We start from the raw sequence: 23,482 nt of genomic DNA on the forward strand, positions 1-23,482 counted from the left end.
ATTCGCTGAGGGTCGGAGGACGGATTACATCCCGATATCGATCATCGAGGGCAGTTGCGCCAGCGGCAGCACGGTGACGCCGACCAGGGTCGCAACCATCGCCATCAGCGCGCGGTTGCGGTTGCCCTGGCGCTTGCCGCGCATCTGCTTGGCGACCCACTCCAGCGCATCGCTGCGCAGGCCGCGCGCATTGGCCGGCGCCCAGCTCTCGATCGCCGTGTCCGGCGACAGCGCGACGCTGCGCGGCGGCACCGGCAGGCCCGAAGCTGCGGCGGTGTGGTGCGCGATCGCCTTGGCGAGCAGATCCTCGAAACGGCCGTCGTCCTTCCGCTCGGTCGCGGCAGCATCGATTTCGAACAGGGCCTCGGCCTCGGCGCGGCTGACCGGCGCGTCATTGATCGCAGCAGCAGTCAGGATACGCGCACACCAGGCGGCGTCATCGGCATCGAGGACACGGGAGAAATGGACGCGTCCCGCAGTGGTCGGGCCTTCCCCGGTGATCACGCCGTCGCGCACGATGGCGAGCGCGGACGCAGCACTTTCACAGGAGGACGGCTCGAGACCATCAAGGGCGCCGATGGCTTTTGGGGCAGAGGCAGACATGTTCTCTTCTCAGTTGCTGTGTTGACCCACCTTGTCGGTCCGCGTCTGAACGAGTGGTTAACGGTTCGAAACGGCCTTGTGGGTTTTTGTATCGGTTGCCGATTAGCCGCAGTGACCTCGATCACGGTTCAAAGCGGCTGGCTGCGGGGGCGGCGTGTTGCGACCGAGACATGGCGAAATCTGGGCAGCCGGTAGTCTCACGGATGTTTCCCCGCACCCGCGGAACTCAAAAGAACGTGTTGCGCGCTTGAGCTGAAATGGAAAAATTTTCTCTTTTCTCCGGAACGGTTCCCTTCATGGGAGGTATTTCCTATAGTGATTAGAAGAATTTATACGCCCTCCTGCAATGGAATTGAGGATACCCATGGCTCTCCAGATCGGCTCAGTCGCCCCGGACTTCGACGCGCAAACCACCGAAGGCAAGATCAAATTCCACGACTGGATCGGCGACAGCTGGGCGCTGCTGTTCTCGCACCCCAAGGATTTCACCCCGGTCTGCACCACCGAGCTCGGCGCGCTCGCCCGGCTGAAGCCGGAGTTCGACAAGCGCGGCGTCAAGCTGCTGGGCCTGTCGGTCGATCCGGTCGACAAGCATGCGCAGTGGTCGGAGGACATTCGCGAGACGCAGGGTACGGCGCCGAACTACCCGATGATCGGCGACACCGACTACAACGTCTCCAAGCTCTATGACATGCTTCCGGCCGCAGTCTCCGGCGATCCGGCCAAGCGCACCGCCGCCGACAACCTGACCGTCCGCAACGTTTTCATCATCGGCCCGGACAAGAAGATCAAGCTGATCCTGGTCTATCCCATGACCACGGGCCGCAACTTCCAGGAAATTCTCCGCGTCATCGACTCGCTGCAACTGACCGCCAAGCACCGTGTCGCGACGCCTGCCGACTGGAAACAGGGCGAGGACGTCATCATCGCCGGCTCGGTGTCCGACGACGAGGCCAAGACGATCTACCCGAACGGCTGGAAGGCGCCGAAGCCGTATCTGCGCGTGGTGCCGCAGCCGAAGTAACGACAGCAAACGAAGTTCGCTGACATCATCCCGGGGCGCCATCGTGCGCCCCGGCTCTCCTCTGACCTTCTAGGCGATCGCGGGCGATCCTCACCGCTCACGTGGACAACACCGCTAACCGGCCGATCCAGATCCTCACCATCTCGGTCCCGACGTGCCCGGCGAAGGGCTTCTTCGTTCACGCGCACGACAACCGTGGCCGCATGTCGTATTTATACGTATCCGCCAGTCCATCGTCATTGCGCAAAATTTAACTCTAACTGAAGGATTCTGATCATGCGTCAGCTTGGCGCGTGGCGCGGTTGCCGTCTGCGGCCGCCGCCGGATCAATTTATTTGGAGTGAAGCATGGAGTTCATGGGTCGTTTCCGCATTCTCACCAAGGTCCTTTCGATCGTCATTCTGCTGAGCGCAGTGGCTGCAGCCATGGCCTGGCTGGGCATTGCCTCATTGCGCGACCTCAGTGAGAAGGCCGATGTCATGGCATCAGCGTCCAAGCGCGCGCTCCTGGCGGCCCGGGTCAACCAGAACGTCATCGCGCTGAACCGCGCCGAGTTTCGCAGCGCGCTCGATCCGAGTGACGAGAACAGGCTTGCCGCGCGCGAGGTGATCCAGACCCAGCTCAAGCAATATGACGAACGCTTCGCCCTGGTGAGCGAGACCGTGGACGAGAAGGCGAAGGCCATGCTGCCCGAGGTGAAGGAGGCCTTCACGGCCTACAAGAGTCAGCTCGACAAGACGCTGGCCGTGGTCGACGCGGAGAAGTCCAGCGGTGTCAGCGACAGCGCCGTGCGCCTGCGCGAGAGCGCGATGAAGAGCCGTGCCGCCGCGGAGAATTTGCAGACCAAAGTCCGCGCGGTGGCCGACCGCCTCAACGCCCGGGTCGAGGAAAAGGCGAAGGAGGCTCACGATCAGTATGAGGCGACGTCTCGCCACCTCATCATCCTCGCTGCGGTCGGCATCGCGTTCAGCGGCATGCTTGGCTTTCTGATCGGCCAGTTCGGTATCGTGAAGCCGATCCGCGCCATCGTCGCTCTGCTGCAGCAGCTTGCCGGCGGCAACTACGACATTGCCGTGCATTCGACCGACCGCACGGACGAGATCGGCGACGTCGCCAGGACGGCCGAGGTCTTCAAGGAGAACGGGCTCGCCAAGCTCCGCATGGAGGCCGAGCAGAAAGAAATAGAGCGGCGCAGCGCCGAGCAGCGCAAGGCCGACATGCACAGGCTCGCGGACAATTTCGAAAGCGCCGTCGGCGAGATCATCAGGACGGTCTCGTCGGCCTCGACCGAGCTCGAGGCGTCGGCGGGATCGTTAACCTCCACCGCCACCCGCTCGCAGCGGCTCGCAACCACCGTGGCCGCCGCCTCGGAGGAAGCCTCCACCAACGTGCAGTCGGTGGCGTCGGCCACCGAGGAGCTCACCTCCTCGGTCAATGAGATCAGCCGCCAGGTGCAGGAATCGGCCCGCATGGCTGGCGACGCGGTGGGACAGGCACGACGCACCAATGAGCGGGTCGGCGAGCTGTCGAAGGCCGCCGCGCGCATCGGCGATGTCGTGGAGCTCATCAACACGATTGCAGGCCAGACCAACCTCTTGGCGCTCAACGCCACGATCGAGGCGGCGCGCGCTGGCGAAGCCGGGCGCGGCTTCGCCGTCGTCGCCTCCGAGGTCAAGGCACTCGCGGAACAGACGGCAAAGGCGACCGGCGAAATCGGCCACCAGATTTCCAGCATCCAAGGCGCGACCCAGGACTCCGTCGCCGCCATCCGCGAGATTTCCGGAACCATCGAACGCCTGTCCGAGATCGCCTCGACGATCGCAGCCGCAGTCGAGGAGCAAGGCGCGGCCACCCAGGAGATCTCACGCAACGTGCAGCAGGCGGCCCAGGGCACGCATGAGGTCTCGTCCAACGTCTCGGCGGTGCAGCAGGGCGCCAGCGAGACCGGATCGGCCTCCTCCCAGGTGCTGTCGGCAGCCAAGACGCTGTCGAGCGACAGCAACAAGCTGCGCTCGGAAGTCGGCCGCTTCCTGCAGACCGTGAGGGCGGCCTAGAGCCGCTTAAAGTCTGTCATCCTCTTGCAACGCCGCAGCAGACGCTGCGGCGTTGTCGTCTGCGACAGGTGCAGGTGCGAGCGCGGCCTTCAAGCCCGCGGCGTGACCCAATCCGCAATCAACAGTCCGACCGTGGCCGAGACCGCGGTGACGAACACGCCCCAGCTGATGTCCATGGCCACCACGGCCCAGGTCCACTGCTTGAGCATTGCGAGCGAGGTCAGCTCGAAGGTCGCATAGCAGAACAGGCCGAACAGCGCGCCGTAGAGCAACGTGGAGCGCCAATTCGCATCCGCCGATGCGCTGACGAAGATCAGCACGCCCACGACATAGAGCAGATAGAACAGCACGGCCGGGACCGGGCGGACCTCGCCGAGCATCTCGCCGACCTGCGACTGGAAGAAGCCTTTGGCAACGATGCTCAGGAACGGGATGTCGAAGCCGAGCAGCACGGCCAGGGTCGCAAAATACAGAACGGCGTACCGGCTCATGCGCGGCGTCTCCCTCATGTTCGCTGATCGGCAGCCTGGCCGACCCCAGCTCCCGCGCCCAGGCCAGATGCAGGTCAGCCGCGGCGCTTGGCCTTGGCCTTCTTGCCGCCTGGCGGTTTCGTTCGCGGGGCGTCTCCTGAATACGTCCGTGCGGCATGGCTGGACTTGTCGCGATGCGGCTTTTTCTTCGCGAACGCCGGTTCGCGGCCGGGCTTCGCGTCGCTGTCCCGATACGGTTTGCTGCGCGGCCTGGTGTCCTTGCCATCGCGCCGATCGTCCCGGCGCGGCGCACGGTGATCGCTCTCCTCCACGTCGCGCCGCGGCGGCGGCCGCTTGTCCGGTCGCGGCTTGTCCGCAGGTCCCTGCCCGGATGGCGCCCCGGCAAGCGCCTCGATGCGGATGTTGTCCTCCTTGTCCGGACGACGGATGCTGGCGGCAAAGGCATCGGCGACGCGGGCAGCGATCTCGAACTCGGTCGTGGTGTCCAGGATCTTGATGGCACCGATGTCATTCTTGTCGATGCCGCCGCGGCGGCAGATCATCGGCAGCAGCCAGCGCGCCTCCGCATTCTTCTTGCGCCCGATCGCCGCACGGAACCAGACGCTGGGCTCGCCCATGCCATGACGCGCGGACGGCTTCCCCGACTTGGTTCGGGGCGCTGGCGGAGCGCGCTCCTCGCCACGCACCGGCCTATTGGCGTCGCGGCCGCGATCCTCGCGCGCCCGGCCACGATCCTGGCCGGGATCGAGAATGTCCTCGGGCGACGGCAGCCGGGCGCGATAGAGCCGCGCCAAGGCCGCAGCGATGTCCTCGGCCGAGCGCTCCGCGAGCAGGGCCTGTGCGAGCGCCAGATCCTCCGCCGTCGTCTCCTCGGTGAAGACCTGATCGTGCAGCATGCGCTCCTGATCGAGCTTGCGGATCTCGTCGGCCTGCGGCGCCGCTCCCCAGACGGCATCGATGCCGGCGAGATTGAGCAGCGTTTCCGCCCGCCGCCGTCGGGCCGGCGGCACCAGGAGCACGCTGACGCCCTTGCGCCCGGCGCGGCCGGTGCGGCCCGAGCGATGCTGCATGACCTCGGGATCATTCGGCAGCTCGGCGTGGACGACGAGATCGAGCTTCGCAAGGTCGATGCCGCGCGCCGCGACGTCGGTCGCCACGCAGACGCGCGCGCGGCCGTCGCGCAGCGACTGCAGCGCCGTGGTCCGCTCGTTCTGGGTCAATTCACCCGACAGCGCGACGACGGAGAAGCCGCGCTCCAGCAGCGCCGCCTGCAGGTGACGGACCGCCTCGCGGGTGTTGCAGAACACGATCGCGCTCGGCGATTCGTAGAAGCGCAGCACGTTGACCACCGCGTGCTCGACATCGTCGGCGGCGATGCGGATGGCGCGGTACTCGATGTCGGCATGCCCGCCTTCGTCGCCCTCGACCTCGATCCGGAATGCATCGTCCTGATACTGCTTCGCCAGCGCCACGATGCCGCGCGGAAAGGTCGCCGAGAACAGCAGCGTCCGCCGCGTCTCCGGCGTGGTCTCGAGGATGAACTCCATGTCCTCGCGAAAGCCGAGATTGAGCATCTCGTCGGCCTCGTCGAGCACCACCGCCTTCAGCTCCGAAATGTCGAGACGGCCGCGCCGAAGGTGATCGCACAGCCGGCCGGGCGTGCCAACGACGATATGGGCGCCTGCTTCCAGCTCGCGCTGCTCGCGCCGCGGATCCATGCCGCCGACGCAGGAGATGACCCGCGCGCCGGCATGCTGATAGAGCCAGGCGAGCTCGCGCTGGACCTGCAACGCCAGCTCGCGCGTCGGCGCGACGATCAGCGCCAGCGGCGCTGACGCCCGCTCGAACCGCTCGGCCTCGCCCAGCAGGTTTTTCGCGATCGCCAGACCGTAAGCGACGGTCTTGCCGGAGCCGGTCTGGGCGGACACCAGCAGGTCGCGGTCGACCGCCTCGTCATCGAGAACGGCAAGCTGAACGGGGGTCGGCTGCTCGTAATTGCGCTCGGCGAGAGCGCGGGCGAGCGGCGAAACTGTAGCGGGAAAGGACAATGGACGGAAAACCTCGGTTGATTCCGGCTGCTTTACGCTAAGCGGCGCCGGAACACGAGTGTTCCGAGCGGCAACATGCCGCTTTGCCCAGCCGCCCGGCGCCGCCGCTCAACTGGATCCGTGCTAGCCTCTCGGCACGATCCCCAGGGGAGCCTGAGCCATGTATGTCGCAGGATTCGTGATCCCGGTACCGGAGGACAAGAGGGAGGCCTACCGCCGTTGGGCCGAGCACGGGGCCGCGCTGTTCAAGGAATATGGTTGCCTCGAGATCGTCGAGTCCTGGGAGGACCAGGTTCCAGACGGCACCTTCACCGATTTTCGCCGCGCCGTGGCAGCACAAGCTGGCGAGAAGATCGTCTTCTCCTGGCAGGTCTGGCCCGACAAGGCGACGCTCGACGCGGCTGAAGCGCGCATGCGCCACGATCAACGCTTCGAGATATCCGGCGAGATACCATTCGATCGCAAGCGCCTGATCCTCGGTTGCTTCCGGCCGATCTTCACGATGGGACGCGGCTGACGCCTGGCAGCAGCGAGAGACAAGTGCGGCCGCGCGCCCGCGCCCGCGGCACGGCGTCGGTTCCGCTCTCCCGAAAGTGGGTTCTTCGCGTCTTACGAAAATCAGACCAGAGCCGCCCCGCCCATGCCTCATGCAGAGGGACGTGCCGGTCATCACGAACGCCGGGTGCAGGGTGTGGCCGCCGTGGCCATCCACACCGACAGCCGCGGAGAATGAACCCGCCTCAATAGCCCAGCGCGCAGCCGTCCTTGCGCGGGTCGGAGCCGCCGGTGAGCGTGCCCTTGTCCCAGTCGATCCAGATCGCCTGGCCGCCGCCGAGCGGCGAGCCCACCTTGGTGGTCTTGTGGCCGATCTTCTGCAGTCCCTCGACGACCTCCGCGGGCACGCCGTCCTCGAGCTGATAGACGCCCTCGTAGTGCAGGCCGCGCGCCATATCGATGGCTTCCTGCACGTCGCAGCCATAGTCGAGGATGTTGGTCAGCACGTGGGTCTGGCCGACCGGCTGGTACTGGCCGCCCATGACGCCGAACGACATCTGGGCGCGGCCGGCCTTGGTGGCCAGGGCCGGGATGATGGTGTGCAGCGGGCGTTTGCCCGGACCGATGCAGTTCGGATGACCGGGCTGGATGCGGAAGCCGCCGGCGCGGTTCTGCAGCAGCACGCCGGTCTCGTTGGAGACGATCGCCGAGCCGAACGAATGCGCGATCGAGTTGATGAAGGAGCAGACGTTGCGGTCGCGGTCGACCACCGTGATGTAGACCGTCTCCGGATTCATCGGCGGCGCGACGTTCGGCAGATCGAGCAGCTTGTCGAGGCTGATCTGCGAGATGTACTCGTCGGCGAATTCCTTGGCGAGGATGCTGGCGACCTCGGTCGTCATGTGCGCGGGATCGCCGATGTGCTGCTCGCGCATCATGTAGGCGATGCGCGCGGCCTCGGCCTCGAGGTGGAAGCGCTCGACGCTGAGCGGCGCGATCCGGGTCAGGTCGAAGCGCGACAGGATGTTGAGCATCACCAGCATGGTGATGCCCGGACCGTTCGGCGGGCACTGCCAGACGTCGTGGTCCTTGTAGGTGGTGCCGATCGGCGCGGTGACCTCGGTCTGGTGGTTGGCGAAATCCTCCAGCGTGTGCAGGCCGCCGATGCCGCGCAGGGTCTGCACCATGTCCTCGGCGACGGCGCCGGTATAGAAGCCCTTCGGGCCTTCCTTGGCGATGACGCGCAAGGTCTGCGCCAGCTCCGGCTGGCGGATCACGTCGCCGGCCACGGCCGCCCTGCCGCGCGGCAGGAAATAGCGCGCGGTGTTGGTGCCGTTCTTGAGCTTCTCGAACTGGTTGTTCCAGTCGAAGCCGACTCGCGGCGCCACCACGTAGCCGTCCTCGGCGGCGCGGATCGCCGGCTGCAGCAGGCGGTCGAGACCGAGCCGGCCATGGTCGCGCAGGATGCGGTCCCAGGCGTCGATCGCGCCGGGCACGGACACGGCGTGGGCCGAGGTCAGCGGCACCGAATGGATCTTGCGCTCGAGGTACCAGTCGACGGTGGCCGCGGCCGGCGCCCGGCCCGAGCCGTTATAGGCCGTGACCCGGCCCTCGCCCTTGGGCTGGACGAGTGCGAAGCAGTCGCCGCCGATACCGGTGGACTGCGGCTCGATCACGCCGAGCAGCGCGCAGGCCGCCACCGCGGCGTCGGCTGCGGTCCCGCCGGCGCGCAGCACCTCGATCCCGGCCAGCGCGGCTTGCGGATGCGAGGTTGCGATCATTCCGTTCTGGGCGTGGACCGTGGACCTGCCGGGAAAATGGAAGCTTCTCATCGTTGCTCGCTGCGTGATCTTGTTGGGGCCGGGACGCCCGTGCTGGCCAGCTACATGGCACATTCCTTCCAGCCTCGGCAATGGCCCGGGATACCAGCTTTTCTATGGTCAGCTCTGCTGCTAAATGGCCGCATGCCCCTGACCGTCGCCGCCTTCTATCAGTTCGTTGCACTGCCCGACTTCCGCGACCTTCGCGCGCCGCTCAAGACCTTCTGCGCGGAGCGCGGTATCAAGGGGAGCATCCTGCTCGCTGAGGAGGGCATCAACGGCACCGTGGCCGGGTCCGAACAGGCCATCGCCGCGCTGGTCGACGCGTTTCGGCTCGGCACGCTGTTCGCCGGGCGCCTCGACAATCTGGAGCTGAAGTTCTCGCAGGCTGCGGCCATGCCCTTCCAGCGCCTGAAGGTCCGGCTGAAGCGCGAGATCGTGACGCTGGGCGATGCCGCCGCCGACCCGACCCGCCAGGTCGGGACCTATGTCAGTCCCGCCGATTGGAACGCGCTGATGTCAGCGCCCGATACGCTCGTGCTCGACACCCGCAATGCGTTCGAGGTCGCGATGGGCACGTTCGAAGGCGCGGTCGATCCCGGCCTGCGCAGCTTCGGACAGTTCAAGGATTTCGCGGCCCGCGCGCTCGATCCGGCCAGGCACAAGCGGATCGCGATGTTCTGCACCGGCGGCATCCGCTGCGAGAAGGCGAGCGCGCTGCTGCTGGCCCGCGGATTTTCAGAGGTCTACCACCTCAAGGGCGGCATCCTGAGATATCTCGAGGAGGTCCCGGAAGCCGACAGCCGCTGGCGCGGCGGCTGTTTCGTGTTCGACGAACGGGTCGCGCTCGGCCACGGGCTGCGCGAGCACGCCGCGGCTGCGAGCCAAGGTCAGGCGGAGGGCGCGAGCGATGAGCCATTCTGAACAGTCGCGCCAGGAACTGGCCGAACGGATCGACCGGCTGGAGATGCGGCTGACGTTTCAGGACGACACGATCGAGACCCTGAACCAGACCATCACGGCGCAATGGCGCGAGATTGACGCCCTGAAGCGGCAGATCGCCTTGATGGTCGAGCGGCTCGAGGACGCCCAAGGCAATGCCGAGGGGCCGCGCAATGAGCCGCCGCCGCACTACTGAGCGTGCGGCAGCCTCAGGCCGGAACGGTCGCCGGCGCCTTGCTCGAGGGCAGATCGACCACCTCGCCTGCCATGACCAAGCGGTCGCGGCCGCCGTCCTTGGCCGCGTAGAGCGCGCGGTCGGCCGACTCGATCAGCGAAGCCGGGCCCGCGGAGCGCTCGAAGCCGGGGCGGCAGACAGCCCCGCCGATGCTGGCCGTCACGATGCCCGGCGGGTTGTGCGCGTGGACGATGCCCGCTTCATGCAGGGCCCGCCGGATGCGCTCGCCGAGCCGCGCGCATCCCGCGGCATCGGTGTTCGGCAGCAGCAGCGCAAACTCCTCGCCGCCATAGCGGGCCACGAGATCCGAGCTGCGTTGGGCCTCGTCCGCCAGAACGCTGGCGACCGTGTGCAGGCATTCGTCGCCCGCCGGATGGCCGTAGGTGTCGTTGAAGGCCTTGAAGTGGTCGATGTCGATCATCAAGAGCGCCAGCGAGGTCTTTTCGCGATAGGCCCTGCCCCACTCCTCCATCAGCCGCTCGTCGAAGCGGCGGCGGTTGGCGAGCCCGGTGAGACCGTCCTCGATCGCCAGCGTCTCGAGCCGGCCCTGCAGCGTCTTCTGCTGCGTCACGTCGCGCGTGACCGCGACGAACCCATCGAGTTCGCCGTTCGGCTGGCGTGTGGCGCGAATGGTGGCCTCGACCCAGATTTCCGATTTGTCGCGCCGACGCATGCGATAGGTCGCACGCGCCTCGTCGGCCGCGCCCTTCCTGAGCTGATCCAGGATCTCCTGGAGCTGCGGACGATCGAGCGGATTCACGCCGGAGATCGCGCGCTTGCCGAGCAGCTGCGACGGATGCCATCCGAGAACGCGCGTGGTCGAGGGCGACACGTAGCCGATGCATTCGTCGAGATCGATGCGCGTCACGATGTCGCTGGAGCCTTCGGCAAGCAGCCGGAAGTTCTCCTCCTTGGCCGCGAGCGCTGCGGATAGCTGCTGCCGCCGCAGCAGCTGCTTGACGAGGAACATGCCGATCGCAACGACGAGCGCGAGCAGACTGACCTGGACAGTGAACCGCACGAAAGCGTCGCGTTTCCACTCGGCGAGCACGTCCGCCTCCGTCCGCGTGGCCAGGATGAGGAACGGATAGCGCTGCGCGTGCTGGTAAAAGCCGATGCGGTCGGACATCTCGCCCGGGCGGCGGAAGTGCAAGGTGCCCGACGCCGGGTGATAGGGAATCACCTCGAGGACCGGATGCCCAAGCGTTCGCGAATCCGGCTCGGAGTTGTCCGCGAGCACCGATCCGTCGCGGCTCATCAGACTGATCGTTCCCTGCTGGCCGACGTCGAACTGGCGGTAGAACCCGGCGAAATAGGCGACATCGACGGTCGCGAGCACGACGCCGCCGAAGCTGCCGTCGGAGTGATTCCAGCGGCGCGAGAGGGTAATCACCCACTGCCCACCGGACTTGCTCTGCACCGGATGGCCGATCAGCAGCGAGCGGTCGGCCGATGTGCGGTGATGAGCGAAGTAGTCGCGGTCGGCATTATTGTAGTTGGAGAGCGTGACGTCCTCGGTCGTGGCGAGCCAGTCGCCATTCCCGTCATAGGCGAAGACGCCCCGGATGCGGCCCAGCGTCGCCTTTCGGGCCTTCAGGATCGTCTGCAGACGGGCGATTGCGCCGGACTTGCCGTCATCAGTCTCAAGTGCGGCAACAACCCCGCGCAGCAGCGAATCGGCGAGCTCGAACGTGTCTTCGACGTGCTGTGTGAGAGATCGCGCGAGATTGGCCAGATCGATCTCGGCATTCCGCACCTCGGCGTTCCGCGTCGTCCACTCGCCCCAGCCGCTGAAGGCGAGGATGGCGCCACACAAAAGCGCAAGCACGCCAGCCGCCCACAAGGGCAGGCGGCTCAGGTCAACTCTGGTCGCACCAACGTCCATTCCGCGGGACTCTCCGGACCTCGGCAGAGTCTCACGGACATCTTAGCTAACTCTGAAATGAGCCCGGTTCCACGTCCTCGGGACACACCGTAGGACTACGGCTCAACCGTATAATTACGGGGTCGCCGCAGGTGTGCGCGCTCGCGCCATACTTGTTAGTTCAACGTGCGAACGCCGATCGGACCTTCTCCCACAGCGAGGACGCCCGCTGCCCGGAAGCGTCTCGCTCGCCACTCGCCGCATTCACGCGCGTCGTCGACGGCTGCTGCGCGCTGACCGGATCGGACGCAGGAAACGTATCCATGAGTCCCTCGTCGAGCGCCGTTGCAGCCTTGCCATCGAGACGAGCGGCCTCGCGTGTATCGACGGCATGCTTGTCGCGCGGTGCGGGATTGAATTTCTCAGCCATGATCGATCTCCCTGTGCGCCGACAACGCCGCGGCGAGAGGCGTGTTCCCTGGTCGATCCCGCATCCTGTCGACGCGTGGGCACGCCCGCCGGGTTGGCGCCCGGACCGATATAAGCTTGGCCGGAACCGCCCGGCCATGTATCACGGGCGGTAAACCAGTCCTGAAGGTTGCGGAGCCCCAGCGTGAGTGAGACTGCCGTGAACAAGCCTTTCATCGACGTGCTGGCCGGTCAGCGGCAAAGCGTGCCTCCGATCTGGATGATGCGCCAGGCCGGCCGCTATCTGCCGGAATATCGCGAGGTCCGCGCCAAGGCCGGAGGTTTCCTGGACCTCTGCTTCAATCCTGAGCTGGCCGCCGAGGTCACCCTGCAGCCGATCCGGCGCTTCGGCTTCGATGCGGCGATCATCTTTTCCGACATCCTGGTCATCCCGCACGCGCTCGGCCGCAGCGTCCGTTTCGAGGTCGGCGAAGGGCCGCGACTCGATCCGCTGGACACGCCCGACAAGATCGCGACGCTGTCCGGCCAAGCGGATCTCTCCAAGCTCGAGGCGGTGTTCGAGGCGCTGCGCCGCGTCCGCGGCGAGCTGCCGCCGAGCACCGCACTGATCGGCTTTTGCGGCGCGCCATGGACGGTCGCGACCTACATGGTGGCGGGCCAGGGCACGCCGGACCAGGCCCCGGCGCGGCTGCTCGCCTACCGCCATCCCCAAGCGTTCAGCAAGATCATCGACGCGCTGGTGGACAGCTCCATCGCCTATCTCCTGAAGCAGCTGGACGCAGGTGCCGACGCGCTGCAGATCTTCGACACCTGGGCCGGCGTGCTGTCCCCGCGCGAGTTCGCCCGCTGGTCGGTCGCGCCGACCAAGCGCATCGTCGAGGGCGTGCGCAAGGCGCGGCCGGATGCGAAGATCATCGGTTTTCCGCGCGGCGCTGGTGCTCTGTTGCCGGGCTTTGTCGCGGAAACCGGCATCGATGCTGTCAGCATCGACTGGACCGCGGAGCCTGGCCTGGTGCGCGAGCGGGTGCAGAGCAAGGTTGCGGTTCAGGGCAATCTCGATCCGCTGGCGCTGATCACCGGCGGCGCGGCGCTCGACCAGGCGGTCGATGACGTGCTGGCAAGCTATTCCAGCGGGCGGCACATCTTCAATCTGGGCCACGGCATCCTGCCGGAGACCCCGATCGCCCATGTCGAGCAGATGCTGGCGCGCGTGCGCGCCTTCAAGGGCTGACGGGCTAGCGCGGCCGGCTGCGCTCGATCAGCGCGGCCGCGCCTTTGGCAAGCAATTCGAGCCCGACCGTCCGGCCGAGCTCGCGCGGACGATCAGCTGGCGCAGAGCGTTGCGCCTCGATGAAGCGGCCGCCGTCCTCGTCGAGCACTGAGGCGGTCAAGGTCATCTGCGCGCCGTCGATGGTCGAGAAGCCCGCGATCGGCGAGTTGCAGTGGCCGTTGAGCACCCACAGCACCTCGCGCTCGGCGTCCGCGCAGGCCCGCGCTGCCACGTCATCGATGGTCGCCAGGATCCGCCGTGTCTCGAAATCCGATGCGGGGCACTCGACTGCGACGATGCCCTGCCCGACCGCCGGCAGCATGTCGGCGACGGGAAAGTCGTACGACGCACGGTCGGAGAGTCCGACCCGCTCCAGTCCGGACCGCGCCATGATCAGCGCATCGGCCGGCCCGACCGCACCGCCATCCGGCAGCCGCTGCAACTCGCCATTGTCGAGCTTGCGGATGCGGGTGTCGGCGGCGCCGCGGAAATGGATCAGCTCGGCGTGCGGAAACAGCCGCCGCGCGTAGGCCGCGCGGCGCACGGCGTTGGTGCCGATCTTGAAGCCCCGGCCGCCATCCTTGCGGAAATCGTCCAGCGACAACCCCCGCCGCAACACCAGCACGTCGCCCGGCGGATCGCGCGACAGCAAGGCCGCGATCACGAGACCCGGCGTCTCCTCATTGCCCGGCATGTCCTTCAGCGAGTGCATCGCTGCATGCAGCTTGCCCTCGAGCATGGCCCGGCGGATCTCGGCGACGAACGCCCCACCCTTGCCGCCATGGGTCAGAAGCTTGCTGGTCTGGTCAGAGTCGCCGGTCGTCTCGAATTTGACGATCTCGATGTCGAGCGCGGGGATCGCGGCCTGCAGCCGGCGCGCGATCTCCTCCGTCTGCGCCAACGCCATCGTGCTCTTGCGGGTACCGATCCGGAAACGTGTCACGAGCTCATTCCTGCGTCAGCGCGTGTCCTGCAAGATCATGTCGGAGGCCTTCTCCGCGATCATGATGACCGGCGCATTGGTGTTGCCCGAAACCAGGTCCGGCATGATCGAGGCGTCGACGACGCGCAGGCCGTCGATGCCGCGCACCCGCAGCCGCTGATCGACCACGGCCAGCGCATCGGTCCCCATCCGGCAGGTCGAGGTCGGATGATAGATCGTGCTGCCGGTCTGTCGGCAATAGGCCAGGATGTCGTCGTCGCTCACGATCTTGGACCCCGGATAGGCTTCATCCGAGACATACGGCTTCAAGGCTGGCGCCGCCAGAATTTTCCGCAAGATCCGGAGCCCGTCGACATTGGCCCGCCGGTCGGTCTCGCTGGCGAGATAATTGATGCGGATCTCCGGCGGTGTCGCCGGATCGGCGCTCCTGATCCGCAGCGAGCCGCGGCTTTCGGGCCTGAGCTGGCAGACCGAGGCGGTGAAGCCGGAGAAGCTGTGCAGCTTCTCGCCCATCTTGTCGGTCGAGAACGGGATGAAGTGGATCTGGACATCCGGGCTCGCGAGCCGCGGATCGGTCTTGAAGAACGCGCCGGCAGTGCCTGCCGCGATCGTCAGCGGGCCCTTGCGGAAGGCCGCGTAGCGCGCGCCGGCCAGCACCTTGCTAACGGGATTATTGACGATGTCGTTGAGCGTGATGCGCTGGCTGCAGCGCATCACGATGCGCACCTGGAGATGATCCTGCAGGTCGCTGCCGACACCCGGCGCATCGAGCACCACGGCGATGCCGTGCTGCTTGAGCAGGTCACCCGGGCCGACGCCGGACAGTTGCAGCAGCTGCGGAGAATTATAAGCACCGCTGGATACCAGGACTTCCTTGCGCGCGCGGACGGTCCGCAGCCGGCCGCGCTGGCTGAAACTCACGCCACTGGCGCGGCGCCCCTCGAACAGGATGCGCTGGGCCAGCGCATCGGTCTCGACGTTGAGATTGCTGCGGCCGAGCGCCGGCCGCAGATAGGACACCGCGCTGCTGGAGCGGCGGCCGCGGAAGGTCGTGGTCTGGAAGAAGCCTGCGCCTTCCTGGCTGGCGCCGTTGAAGTCGGCATTGAACGGCAGGCCGGCCTCGACCGCCGCCTTCACGAACGCCTCGGACAGCGGATCCTCGTGCCGCCAGTCGGACACCGGCAGCGGGCCGCCGACGCCGTGGTAGTCATCCGCGCCGCGGCACTGATTTTCCGCCCGCTTGAAATAGGGCAGCACATCGTCATGGCTCCAGCCGACATTGCCGCGCTGGCGCCAGCGGTCGTAATCCTCGTGCTGGCCACGAACGTAGAGCAGGCCGTTGATCGAGCTGGAGCCGCCCAGCACTTTTCCGCGCGGCTGGAACACGGAGCGGCCGTCGAGCCCCGGCTCGGGCTCGGTCTGGTACATCCAGTTGACGGTCTTTTCCTTGAACAGCTTGCCATAGCCGAGCGGAACGTGGATCCAGATGTTGGTATCCTTGGGACCGGCTTCGAGCAGCAGCACCGTGTGCCTGCCGTCGCTGCTGAGACGATTGGCGAGAACGCAGCCCGCGGAGCCGGCACCGACCACGACATAGTCAAATTCCAGGTCCGCCTCACGCACCGCCACGCTGCCGTCCATCGCTTCCCTGCCCGGTTTTCTTGGTCTTTCATCCTGGAGATACCAAAAGACGATGACATGCAAGGGCCAAATCCGCAGGCCCGCCCCGCCGCATCAATCGTTGCTCCGGACAGCGAACAGCCGCGCGGCATGCCGCGCGATCATGATGTCCTCGTTGGTGTTGATCATGAGCACGCGAACCCGCGAGCCATCCGCCGAGACCACGGTTTCGCCCGCGCGATTCCTGCTCTCATCGAGCACGATCCCGAGCCATTCGAAGCCTTGGCAGACGCGCGCACGGATGCGCCAGGCGTGCTCGCCGATGCCGCCGCAGAACACGACGACGTCGATGCCGGAGAGCACCGCGGCCATGGCGCCGAGCTCGCGCCTGATCCGGTCGACGAAATAGTCGATCGCCTGTGCGGACTCGGGCGTACCGGCCGCCTCCAGTTCACGCATGTCCTGTGACAGGCCCGAGAGCCCCTTCAGACCCGCGTGATTGTAGAGCAGATCCGTCACAGCGGCGGGCGACATCCGCTTCTCCTGCAGGAGGTAGAGAACCACGCCGGGATCGAGCTGTCCGCAGCGCGTCCCCATCGGCAGGCCGTCGAGCGCCGTGAACCCCATCGACGAGCCGATGCTCTGTCCGTCGCGGATCGCACACATCGAGGCGCCATTGCCGAGATGCATCACCACCACACGGCCTCTCGCGTCACCCGGCGCGATCTCCTTCAATCGCGAGACGACATATTCGTAGGACAGGCCGTGAAAGCCGTAGCGCCGGACACCCTGGTCATAGAGCGCGCGCGGCAGCGCGTAGGTATCGCTCACCCATGGATGCGAGCGATGGAAGGCGGTGTCGAAACATGCGGCCTGCAGCGCATCGGGAAAGGCGCGGTGGGCGGCGCGCACGCCGGCGAGATTGTGAGGCTGGTGCAGCGGCGCGAGCGGATTGAGCGCCTCCAGGCGTGCGAGGACATCGCCGGCGATCACGACGGGCTGGGTGAATGCGAGCCCGCCATGCACGATGCGATGGCCGACCACATCGACGGCGGTGCGACCGACGGCGCGTTGCAGGACGTCGATCACCACCGCGAAGGCTGCTTCATGCGTCGCCGCCCGCGTCGGGTCGAGCCGCTCATCCGCAAGCGGACGGCCATTCAGCCAGGCTTCGAGATGCGGGACCGCGCTGCCAAGCCCCTCGATCTGGCCCCGCAGGGTTTCGACCAGGCCGGCATCGTGTGCGAACAATGCGAATTTGATCGACGACGAGCCCGCATTGACGGTGAGGATGTGCTGCATCGTCATGCCGCCGGCCTTCGCAAGGAAGGCTCGCCAACGCGCAAAATGGGGAAAATACGAGCCATTTTCATGACGATCCAAAGACAAACAAAACGCTAGGTTGCATCGCTATGCCGAGAGTATCGTCTGCGGACGTTTTGCGAAAGCGAGCCGGATTGCGGGGAGGACCTTTGTGGTGAACATGCCTCGACATCTCCTGCCGACCACCGTGGTCGGAAGCTATCCGCAGCCGGACTGGCTGGTCGATCGCGCCATGCTCGCCAAATCCGTTCCGCGCATCCGGTTGCAGGGCATGTGGCGGATCCAGCGGCCGCTGCTCGACGACGCCCAGGACGACGCCACGATCGTCGCGATCCACGACATGGAGCAGGCCGGGATCGACATCGTGTCCGATGGCGAGATCCGGCGCGAGAGCTACTCCAACCGCTTCGCCACCGCGCTCGACGGCATCGATGCCGACAATCCGGCGATCATCATCTCGCCCTCCGGCATCAAGACGCCGGTGCCGCGCGTCGTCGGACCGATCAGGCGGAAGGACCAGATCGAGCTGCGCGACATGGAGTTCCTTCGCCGCAACACCGTCCGCGCCGCCAAGATCACCCTGCCCGGGCCGTTCACCCTGAGCCAGCAGGCGCAGGACGACTACTACCGCGACGACGAGGCGCTCGCGATGGCCTTTGCCGAGGTCGTCAACGCCGAGGCGCGTGACCTGCAGCGGGCGGGCGCCGACGTCATCCAGCTCGACGAACCCTGGGTGCGCAACAATCCGCAGGCGGCGCGGCGCTATGCCGTGAAGGCGATCAACCGGGCGCTGGATCATGTCACGGTGCCGACCATCGTTCATGTCTGCTTCGGCTATGCCGCCATCGTGCCGGGCGCGAGCAAGCCGAGCGGATATGCGTTTCTCACCGAGCTTGCCGATTGCTGCGCGACCCAGATCGCGATCGAGGCGGCGCAGCCGCGGCTCGATCTCGGCGTTCTCAAGGATCTCCAGGCCAAGACCATCGTGCTCGGCGTTCTCGATCTCGGCGATCCCGAGGTCGAGCCGGTCGCGGTGATCACCGAGCGCATTCGCAACGGCCTCAAAGTCGTGGCGCCGGAGCGGCTCGTCGTCGCGCCGGATTGCGGCATGAAATATCTGCCGCGCGCCACCGCGTTCGGGAAATTGAAGGCGATGTGCGCGGCGGCGGCGCGGGTGCGCGCGGAGTTGGACTGAGGCCAATAAGGCAGCTTCGGCGCATGTCGGGCAGCGTCGTCCACGGCGACGCCACCCTGCAACCCCATTCCCGGAATAAGGCAGGCGGTGAACGCCGCGGATCGGCTGAGCCGATCGTGTCGGAATGGAGGCTCTCATGGCCGTCTGCATCTCGTCGAGAAACCTCGCCGGTGCAATCGCCCTGCTCGGCGGCTCAGCGCTGAGCGGGGCTGCATGCGCCGATCCGCTCGACAACGTCATGGGCGGGCTGCTGCGCGACGCGCGCAGCTCGTTTGCGCGCGTGGTGCCGCTCGACCTCGTGCCGACAATGCCGTCGTTGCAGCCTCCTTCGATCCAACAACCCGCGCCGCCGCCCGTCGCCGCGCAGCCGCTTCAGCCTCCCGCTCCGCAGGCGGGGACCAGGCCGGCGCCGGCTCCGGAGCGCGCGGCCAAGACACGGCCGCCGCTCAGTCCTGCCGCGTCGGCACTGGCCGCGGCCGAAGCCGCGGAGACCATCGCCGATGCCAATCTCGATGCCGCGCTGGCGGCGAACGAGAAGGCGGTGGCCGAGCGCAGCGCGGCGGAAGCGCTGGCGAAAGCCAATCCCGTCCCCGCCAATCTCGCCGCCGCCAGGGCCGCGGCAGATGCGGCGCATGACGCGGAGGCCAACCTCACCGACGCGCTGCTCGCCGACAAGGACGCAGATGCCCGCCTCAAGGCGGCGCGCGCCGCGGTCGCGGCGGAGCAGAACGGCCGCAAATCCTCGGCCAGGTCACAGTCGGCACTGCCGGTCAGCCTCGCCGACAAATAGCCGGCCAGGCGTCACGGCGCGTCGGCGCGCTCCAGCGTATCGATCGTCACCACGCCATGGGCGCGCGAGACGCAGGCGCACAGCTTGCGGCTCTCGTGCTTCTGCTCGGCGCTGAAGAACACGTCGCGATGATCGATCTCGCCGTCGACCTCGACCACGTCGAGCGCGCAGACCCCGCATTCGCCGCGCCGGCAGTCGGCCATGACCTCATGGCCGGCGGCGTTGAGCACATCCAGCATCGAGCGGTCGCGGGGCACCAGGATCTCCTCGCCGCTGCCGCGCAGGCGAACCTTGAACGGCTCGGTCGACAGCCGCCCTGACGATCCGAACGTCTCATAGCTGAGATCGGCCGGCTGACGGCCACACGCCGCCCAGGCGCTACGCGCCGCATCCAGCATCCGCATCGGCCCGCAGAACAGCACGGCCGTTCCCGCCGGCAGCGCGGCGAACACGCCGGACAGATCGAGCCGCTGCGACTGGTCGGCCGCGTAGACGGCAAGCCGGTCGCCGAGCAGCGCCGAAAGCTCCTCGACATAGGCCGCATCGTCCTGCGATCGCACCGCGTAATGCAGCGACACGTTCGGCGTCTTGCGCAACAGAGCCTGCGCTGCGCCGACCAGCGGCGTGATGCCGATGCCGCCGGCGACGAGGCAATAGTCCTTGCGCTGCCAGTCGACCTGCAGCAGCGAACTCGGGCTGGCCACGTCGATCCGTGCCCCCGGCTGCAGCGACCACAGATAGCGCGACCCGCCGCGCGAATCCTCGGCATGCCTCACGGCGATCCGGTAGCCGCGCGGATCGGCCTCGCCGACCAGAGAATAGGAGCGCACATCGGGCTGACCATTGACGAGAACGCCGACCTTGATGTGGCTGCCGATCGCGTAGGGCGCGCAGATATAACCATCCGGCCGTAGGATGAATTCGCGGATTCCCGCGGCGAGATCGCGCGTCGCCACCAGCGTCGCGGGGGACCAATTGTCCTGGAAGCGCATGATCGTCTCCGTCAGTTCTCAGGTCGACGCCTTGATCAGCACGGCGGCCGGAACGAGATCCATCGGGCCCCGCGCCTTGACCGCCAGCCGCAGATTGCGGGCCGCCAGCCGGGCATGCTCGCGCATGATCCCCTCGGCGCGCGCGCCCTCGCGGTTCTCGATCGCATCGATGACGATGCGATGATGCTCCTGCGCGACCACCAGGATGTGGCGCGCCTCGGGCAGCGCCGACTGCGCCATGACGAAGCCGCTCGGCGAGGCGAACGGCAGCGCACTGGCGCGGTCGACCTGGCGGATCACCGGCGGACTGCGCGACAGCTCCGCCAGCAAGGCGTGAAACCGCGCATTGAGCGCGACATAGGCCGAGAACGCATCGAAGGAAATCTCCTGCGGCGCGATCAGCTCGTCGATCTGGGCGAGACATTCGCGCATCGGCTCGGTATCGCGCACGGAGACGCCGCGCTCGGCGGCGAGCCGCGCCGCCAGACCTTCCATCGTGCCGCGCACCTCGATGGAGTCGAGCACGTCGCGCTCGGAGAACGACTTCACCATGAAGCCGCCCGACGGAATCGCCTCGAGCAGTCCCTCCTCCTCCAGCCGAACCAGCGCCATGCGCACCGGCGTGCGCGAGACGCCGGCGACCTCGACCGCCTGCAGCTCCGAGATGCGCTCGCCGGGCCGCAGGCCTCCGGTGAGGATCAGGTCGCGCAGAGTGAGCTGCGCACGGACGGTCTGAGATACGGAACGCTCGGTCTCGCGCTCGGCCATTCCATCTACTCCGCGGCTTCGCGCAGCGGCGTCTCGCGTGCGATCATCCGGTCGATGATCCGCCGCGCCCACATTGCGCCTGCATCGATGTTGAGGTTGTAGAAGACGCGTCCGGGGTTCTCGTCCATAGCCCGCTGCTGCGCCTCGAGGATCAGCTCGTCCTCGCGGAAGATGCCGGACACGCCCTCGCGGATTTCGGTCGTCAGCCGCTGCTCGGTGAGCTGATAGTTGCGGGCGAAGGCCCAGAAATAGTGGCAGGTCTTGTCGGTCTCAGGCGTGATGGTGTTGAGCACCATGCCGTTGACGCCCTGCGAACGATCGCCTTCCGGCGCGCCGGTCCCGGTCGGCGCCACGCCGACGTCGATCGTCACCGTGCACGGCGCCTCGAAGCGGATGATCTGCCAGCGGTCGACGAGACCTTCCTTGCCGAGCTGCCTGGCCCAGAACGGCGGCGGCTCGATGCCGCGCATCCAGCGCGTCACGGTCGCGGTGCGCTCGCCATGGGTGACGTCGAACGGCGCTTCAGCGACCGCATCGTTGCCGATCGACGAGCCGTGCACGAAGGTCTCGTGGGTGAGATCCATCAGATTGTCGACCACGAGGCGATAGTCGCATTTGACCTGGATGGTCTTGCCGTCGCCGACCCACGCCGGATCGTGGTTCCAGTGCATGTCGGGGATCGCAGCAGGATCGGCCAGCGCCGGATCGCCCATCCACAGCCAGATGAAGCGATGGCGTTCCACCGCCGGATAGGCGCGCACGCAAGCGGAGGGATTGATGGTCTCCTGCGAGGGCATGAAGGTGCAGCGGCCCTGCGGGCTGAATTTCAGGCCGTGATAGCCGCAGACGACGGTGTCGCCCTCGAGCCGGCCCTTGGACAGCGGCACCAGCCGGTGCCAGCAGGCATCCTCGAGCGCGGCAATGCCGCCGTCAGCCTTGCGATACATCACGACGTGCTTGCCGCAGATCGTCCGCGGGAGCAGCGCCTGCTTGACCTCGGCGTCCCAGGCGGCGGCGTACCAGGCATTCATGGGGAAGGGAGCGGCCATGGCGTGTCCTCTAGCGGTAGGTCAGTATACTCTGCCTGACGATCTGTATACAGCAACACCCAAAAACCTGCAAGATTACCCGCTCTCCCCGACCAAGATGATGATTTTTGTATACAGGCTCATTCCTGGTATACCAAGATGATCGAGGGAATCGGTCTTTTCCAGATCAAAATCTGATGGAATTCCATCATTTCGGCCGACTTGCCCATCTGCCGAGCATCAACTCGGCCTTGTAACGGAACGCGAGCTTCGGCGGATCAGACTGCGCCGAACAGATCGCGATGTCGGATGTGCGCCCGCAGGCGTCACTCGTCTCGATCGAGAGCAGATCCCGCCCGGCCGGCGACAGCGCGCCACGCTCGCCTTCGACATTCCGTCTCCTTTCATCACCACGCCGCCCATGCGCCACTGGCCCGGCTGAGCCAGATCCGCCGCGGCGGGGTGATGAACGGTTCGACGATCACAGCGGCGCGCCGCCGAGCCAGGCCGCACCGCGCGCGTACAGCGCCTCGACCTCCGGCCCCTTCAATCCGGGCATGTCGCGCTTGACGGTGTAGCCGATCCGCGTCTGCAGATAGGCAAGGTGCCGATAGCCGACCGGAAACTGCTCGAGCAGCTCCCGGTCGAGCGCCGGCACCGCGCCGGGCGTCACCGGGTCCATGCGATCCTTCTCGTAGATCGGCTGGCGCAGCACGATGCCCCATGTGCCGGCGCGCTTTTCGAGAAAGTCGTAGAAGCGGCCGGTACACAGCACGTCGCATACGACGCCTTCGACCTCGGCCCGCTGCGAGATCGTCATCTTGGTCTGCGCGATCGCGCGGGAGCCTTTGAGATCGACCGAGATGCCGCCGAGGAAGTGCAGGATGTTGACGCCCTTGGCCCACGCGGCCTTGCTGATCTCGATGAACTCGTCGCCGGTGCCCTGCGTCCACGTTGCCATCATCCGTCCGTCCGGATGCCACACCGTGCGGAAGCGCTCCCAGTCACCGGCATCGCGCCAGATCGCCCAATTCTGCAGCAGTTCGCGGATCAGACGGTCGTCCTCGATCTCGGCGGCGGTCTTGGTCATGGTGCATTCCTCTTTCGGTTGTCGCTGCTGAATACGAGATCGGGATAGTGCTGCAAAGTCACGGCTGATCATGGCTGCCCAGAGCGCACCACGCACTCGGTGTCGTCCCGGGCGAGCCCGGCAACGCGAAGCGTTGGCGGACGCCGACCCGGGACCCATAGGCCGTGGCGGATGTGGCTGGGCGGGATCGATCGACCATCGTGCCCAAAACGTCTCCCTGGGGTTATGGGTCCCGGATCTGCGCGCGCGTGCCGGACAACGCTTGCGCGTTGCCGGGAGCGCGCTTGTCCGGGACGACAGCGGAGCAGACGATCGAGACCTGCGTTTCATCAGCGGTGCAAAGAGACAAGCGATCGTCATCCCGCAGCACATCGTGCTCAGGTCATCAAGCATTCGTGTCCCTCCTGAATCACGAGAGGGCGCGGAGAAGGCCGGACCTCGGCTGAGGCCCGTGGCCC

21 protein-coding genes are annotated in these 23,482 nt (G+C 66.7%); 8 read left to right on the forward strand and 13 right to left on the reverse strand.

All coding sequences use genetic code 11. The annotated features are described in order from the left end of the window. Positions 1 to 24: 24 nt before the first annotated feature. Positions 25 to 603, reverse strand: a complete 579-nt coding sequence (locus QQL87_RS25780; RefSeq protein ID WP_284421772.1) for a hypothetical protein — start codon at positions 601 to 603, stop codon at positions 25 to 27. A 364-nt stretch (positions 604 to 967) separates the two neighbouring features. Between QQL87_RS25780 and QQL87_RS25785 the strand changes: the two genes are divergently transcribed. Next, entirely contained in the window at positions 968 to 1,627 is a 660-nt protein-coding gene (locus QQL87_RS25785; protein WP_284421773.1) for a peroxiredoxin, read from the forward strand. A 347-nt stretch (positions 1,628 to 1,974) separates the two neighbouring features. Continuing rightward, positions 1,975 to 3,681, forward strand: a complete 1,707-nt coding sequence (locus QQL87_RS25790) for a methyl-accepting chemotaxis protein (protein ID WP_284421774.1) — start codon at positions 1,975 to 1,977, stop codon at positions 3,679 to 3,681. 89 nt (positions 3,682 to 3,770) lie between these two features. On the opposite strand, the gene QQL87_RS25795 is transcribed toward QQL87_RS25790, so the two are convergent. Both QQL87_RS25795 and QQL87_RS25800 read right to left on the reverse strand, forming a co-directional pair. Further along, positions 3,771 to 4,172, reverse strand: coding sequence for a DUF2177 family protein (locus QQL87_RS25795; protein WP_284421775.1), 402 nt, complete (start codon positions 4,170 to 4,172; stop codon positions 3,771 to 3,773). 74 nt (positions 4,173 to 4,246) lie between these two features. Further along, positions 4,247 to 6,220: a DEAD/DEAH box helicase gene (locus QQL87_RS25800; protein WP_284421776.1), complete on the reverse strand. Its 1,974-nt coding sequence runs from the start codon at positions 6,218 to 6,220 to the stop codon at positions 4,247 to 4,249. Positions 6,221 to 6,380: 160 nt separating this feature from the next. Between QQL87_RS25800 and QQL87_RS25805 the strand changes: the two genes are divergently transcribed. Continuing rightward, positions 6,381 to 6,737 (forward strand): DUF1428 domain-containing protein, encoded by a 357-nt coding sequence (locus QQL87_RS25805; RefSeq protein WP_284421777.1) that lies wholly within the window; start codon positions 6,381 to 6,383, stop codon positions 6,735 to 6,737. A gap of 223 nt (positions 6,738 to 6,960) precedes the next feature. Here the strand turns inward: QQL87_RS25805 and ggt are convergent, their stop codons facing one another. After that, on the reverse strand, positions 6,961 to 8,547 hold the full coding sequence (ggt, locus tag QQL87_RS25810) for a gamma-glutamyltransferase (protein WP_284421778.1): 1,587 nt from the start codon (positions 8,545 to 8,547) through the stop codon (positions 6,961 to 6,963). Positions 8,548 to 8,679: 132 nt separating this feature from the next. Here ggt and trhO point away from each other — a divergent pair, with 132 nt between their 5' ends. Continuing rightward, positions 8,680 to 9,459 carry an oxygen-dependent tRNA uridine(34) hydroxylase TrhO gene (gene trhO / locus QQL87_RS25815; protein WP_284421779.1) on the forward strand — a complete coding sequence of 260 codons (780 nt, stop codon included), beginning with the start codon at positions 8,680 to 8,682 and terminating at the stop codon, positions 9,457 to 9,459. Beyond that, on the forward strand, positions 9,446 to 9,673 hold the full coding sequence (locus QQL87_RS25820) for a SlyX family protein (RefSeq protein ID WP_284421780.1): 228 nt from the start codon (positions 9,446 to 9,448) through the stop codon (positions 9,671 to 9,673). The genes trhO and QQL87_RS25820 overlap by 14 nt, the downstream gene beginning before the upstream one ends. A gap of 13 nt (positions 9,674 to 9,686) precedes the next feature. On the opposite strand, the gene QQL87_RS25825 is transcribed toward QQL87_RS25820, so the two are convergent. Together QQL87_RS25825 and QQL87_RS25830 are read right to left on the reverse strand one after the other, a co-directional pair. Beyond that, on the reverse strand, positions 9,687 to 11,597 hold the full coding sequence (locus tag QQL87_RS25825; protein ID WP_284421781.1) for a diguanylate cyclase: 1,911 nt from the start codon (positions 11,595 to 11,597) through the stop codon (positions 9,687 to 9,689). A 160-nt stretch (positions 11,598 to 11,757) separates the two neighbouring features. After that, the gene (locus QQL87_RS25830) at positions 11,758 to 12,006 is read right to left on the reverse strand and encodes a hypothetical protein (RefSeq protein ID WP_284421782.1); all 249 of its coding nucleotides are present in this window, start codon (positions 12,004 to 12,006) and stop codon (positions 11,758 to 11,760) included. A 183-nt stretch (positions 12,007 to 12,189) separates the two neighbouring features. On the opposite strand from QQL87_RS25830, the gene hemE reads away from it, so the two are divergent. Continuing rightward, the gene (hemE, locus tag QQL87_RS25835; protein WP_502871221.1) at positions 12,190 to 13,236 is read left to right on the forward strand and encodes a uroporphyrinogen decarboxylase; all 1,047 of its coding nucleotides are present in this window, start codon (positions 12,190 to 12,192) and stop codon (positions 13,234 to 13,236) included. Between the two features lie 4 nt (positions 13,237 to 13,240). On the opposite strand, the gene hemC is transcribed toward hemE, so the two are convergent. From hemC to QQL87_RS25850, 3 genes are all read right to left on the reverse strand, one after another. Further along, the gene (hemC, locus tag QQL87_RS25840; protein ID WP_284421783.1) at positions 13,241 to 14,218 is read right to left on the reverse strand and encodes a hydroxymethylbilane synthase; all 978 of its coding nucleotides are present in this window, start codon (positions 14,216 to 14,218) and stop codon (positions 13,241 to 13,243) included. Between the two features lie 15 nt (positions 14,219 to 14,233). Then, positions 14,234 to 15,859: a GMC family oxidoreductase gene (locus QQL87_RS25845; RefSeq protein WP_284421784.1), complete on the reverse strand. Its 1,626-nt coding sequence runs from the start codon at positions 15,857 to 15,859 to the stop codon at positions 14,234 to 14,236. Positions 15,860 to 15,952: 93 nt separating this feature from the next. Next, positions 15,953 to 17,146 (reverse strand): acetate/propionate family kinase, encoded by a 1,194-nt coding sequence (locus QQL87_RS25850; RefSeq protein WP_284421785.1) that lies wholly within the window; start codon positions 17,144 to 17,146, stop codon positions 15,953 to 15,955. 175 nt (positions 17,147 to 17,321) lie between these two features. Here QQL87_RS25850 and QQL87_RS25855 point away from each other — a divergent pair, with 175 nt between their 5' ends. Both QQL87_RS25855 and QQL87_RS25860 read left to right on the forward strand, forming a co-directional pair. Continuing rightward, the gene (locus QQL87_RS25855) at positions 17,322 to 18,356 is read left to right on the forward strand and encodes a uroporphyrinogen decarboxylase family protein (protein WP_284421793.1); all 1,035 of its coding nucleotides are present in this window, start codon (positions 17,322 to 17,324) and stop codon (positions 18,354 to 18,356) included. A gap of 136 nt (positions 18,357 to 18,492) precedes the next feature. Continuing rightward, positions 18,493 to 19,146, forward strand: a complete 654-nt coding sequence (locus QQL87_RS25860; RefSeq protein ID WP_284421786.1) for a hypothetical protein — start codon at positions 18,493 to 18,495, stop codon at positions 19,144 to 19,146. An 11-nt stretch (positions 19,147 to 19,157) separates the two neighbouring features. Here the strand turns inward: QQL87_RS25860 and QQL87_RS25865 are convergent, their stop codons facing one another. From QQL87_RS25865 to QQL87_RS25880, 4 genes are all read right to left on the reverse strand, one after another. After that, on the reverse strand, positions 19,158 to 20,138 hold the full coding sequence (locus QQL87_RS25865; protein ID WP_284421787.1) for a PDR/VanB family oxidoreductase: 981 nt from the start codon (positions 20,136 to 20,138) through the stop codon (positions 19,158 to 19,160). 18 nt (positions 20,139 to 20,156) lie between these two features. Beyond that, complete coding sequence (locus tag QQL87_RS25870) at positions 20,157 to 20,906, reverse strand: GntR family transcriptional regulator (protein WP_284421789.1); 750 nt, start codon at positions 20,904 to 20,906, stop codon at positions 20,157 to 20,159. Positions 20,907 to 20,911: 5 nt separating this feature from the next. Beyond that, positions 20,912 to 21,955, reverse strand: a complete 1,044-nt coding sequence (locus tag QQL87_RS25875) for an aromatic ring-hydroxylating dioxygenase subunit alpha (RefSeq protein ID WP_284421790.1) — start codon at positions 21,953 to 21,955, stop codon at positions 20,912 to 20,914. Between the two features lie 460 nt (positions 21,956 to 22,415). Next, a complete protein-coding gene (locus QQL87_RS25880; protein WP_284421791.1) occupies positions 22,416 to 23,024 on the reverse strand; it encodes a nuclear transport factor 2 family protein in 609 nt (202 codons plus the stop codon). Between the last annotated feature and the right edge of the window lie 458 nt (positions 23,025 to 23,482).

The organism is Bradyrhizobium sp. SSBR45G (genome assembly GCF_030159255.1).
Classification (GTDB): Bacteria; Pseudomonadota; Alphaproteobacteria; order Rhizobiales; family Xanthobacteraceae; genus Bradyrhizobium.

Excerpts from the sequence above, each read along its gene's own strand:
- QQL87_RS25780 (WP_284421772.1), bottom strand. The coding sequence starts at position 603 with ATGTCTGCCTCTGCCCCAAAAGCCATCGGCGCCCTTGATGGTCTCGAG.
- QQL87_RS25865 (WP_284421787.1), bottom strand. The coding sequence starts at position 20,138 with ATGCGCTTCCAGGACAATTGGTCCCCCGCGACGCTGGTGGCGACGCGC.
- QQL87_RS25880 (WP_284421791.1), bottom strand. The coding sequence starts at position 23,024 with ATGACCAAGACCGCCGCCGAGATCGAGGACGACCGTCTGATCCGCGAA.
- QQL87_RS25820 (WP_284421780.1), top strand. The coding sequence starts at position 9,446 with ATGAGCCATTCTGAACAGTCGCGCCAGGAACTGGCCGAACGGATCGAC.
- QQL87_RS25870 (WP_284421789.1), bottom strand. The coding sequence starts at position 20,906 with ATGGCCGAGCGCGAGACCGAGCGTTCCGTATCTCAGACCGTCCGTGCG.
- trhO (WP_284421779.1), top strand. The coding sequence starts at position 8,680 with ATGCCCCTGACCGTCGCCGCCTTCTATCAGTTCGTTGCACTGCCCGAC.
- QQL87_RS25795 (WP_284421775.1), bottom strand. The coding sequence starts at position 4,172 with ATGAGCCGGTACGCCGTTCTGTATTTTGCGACCCTGGCCGTGCTGCTC.
- QQL87_RS25860 (WP_284421786.1), top strand. The coding sequence starts at position 18,493 with ATGGCCGTCTGCATCTCGTCGAGAAACCTCGCCGGTGCAATCGCCCTG.
- QQL87_RS25825 (WP_284421781.1), bottom strand. The coding sequence starts at position 11,597 with ATGGACGTTGGTGCGACCAGAGTTGACCTGAGCCGCCTGCCCTTGTGG.
- QQL87_RS25845 (WP_284421784.1), bottom strand. The coding sequence starts at position 15,859 with ATGGACGGCAGCGTGGCGGTGCGTGAGGCGGACCTGGAATTTGACTAT.
- QQL87_RS25785 (WP_284421773.1), top strand. The coding sequence starts at position 968 with ATGGCTCTCCAGATCGGCTCAGTCGCCCCGGACTTCGACGCGCAAACC.
- QQL87_RS25875 (WP_284421790.1), bottom strand. The coding sequence starts at position 21,955 with ATGGCCGCTCCCTTCCCCATGAATGCCTGGTACGCCGCCGCCTGGGAC.
- QQL87_RS25805 (WP_284421777.1), top strand. The coding sequence starts at position 6,381 with ATGTATGTCGCAGGATTCGTGATCCCGGTACCGGAGGACAAGAGGGAG.
- QQL87_RS25790 (WP_284421774.1), top strand. The coding sequence starts at position 1,975 with ATGGAGTTCATGGGTCGTTTCCGCATTCTCACCAAGGTCCTTTCGATC.
- ggt (WP_284421778.1), bottom strand. The coding sequence starts at position 8,547 with ATGAGAAGCTTCCATTTTCCCGGCAGGTCCACGGTCCACGCCCAGAAC.
- QQL87_RS25850 (WP_284421785.1), bottom strand. The coding sequence starts at position 17,146 with ATGACGATGCAGCACATCCTCACCGTCAATGCGGGCTCGTCGTCGATC.
- QQL87_RS25855 (WP_284421793.1), top strand. The coding sequence starts at position 17,322 with ATGCCTCGACATCTCCTGCCGACCACCGTGGTCGGAAGCTATCCGCAG.
- QQL87_RS25830 (WP_284421782.1), bottom strand. The coding sequence starts at position 12,006 with ATGGCTGAGAAATTCAATCCCGCACCGCGCGACAAGCATGCCGTCGAT.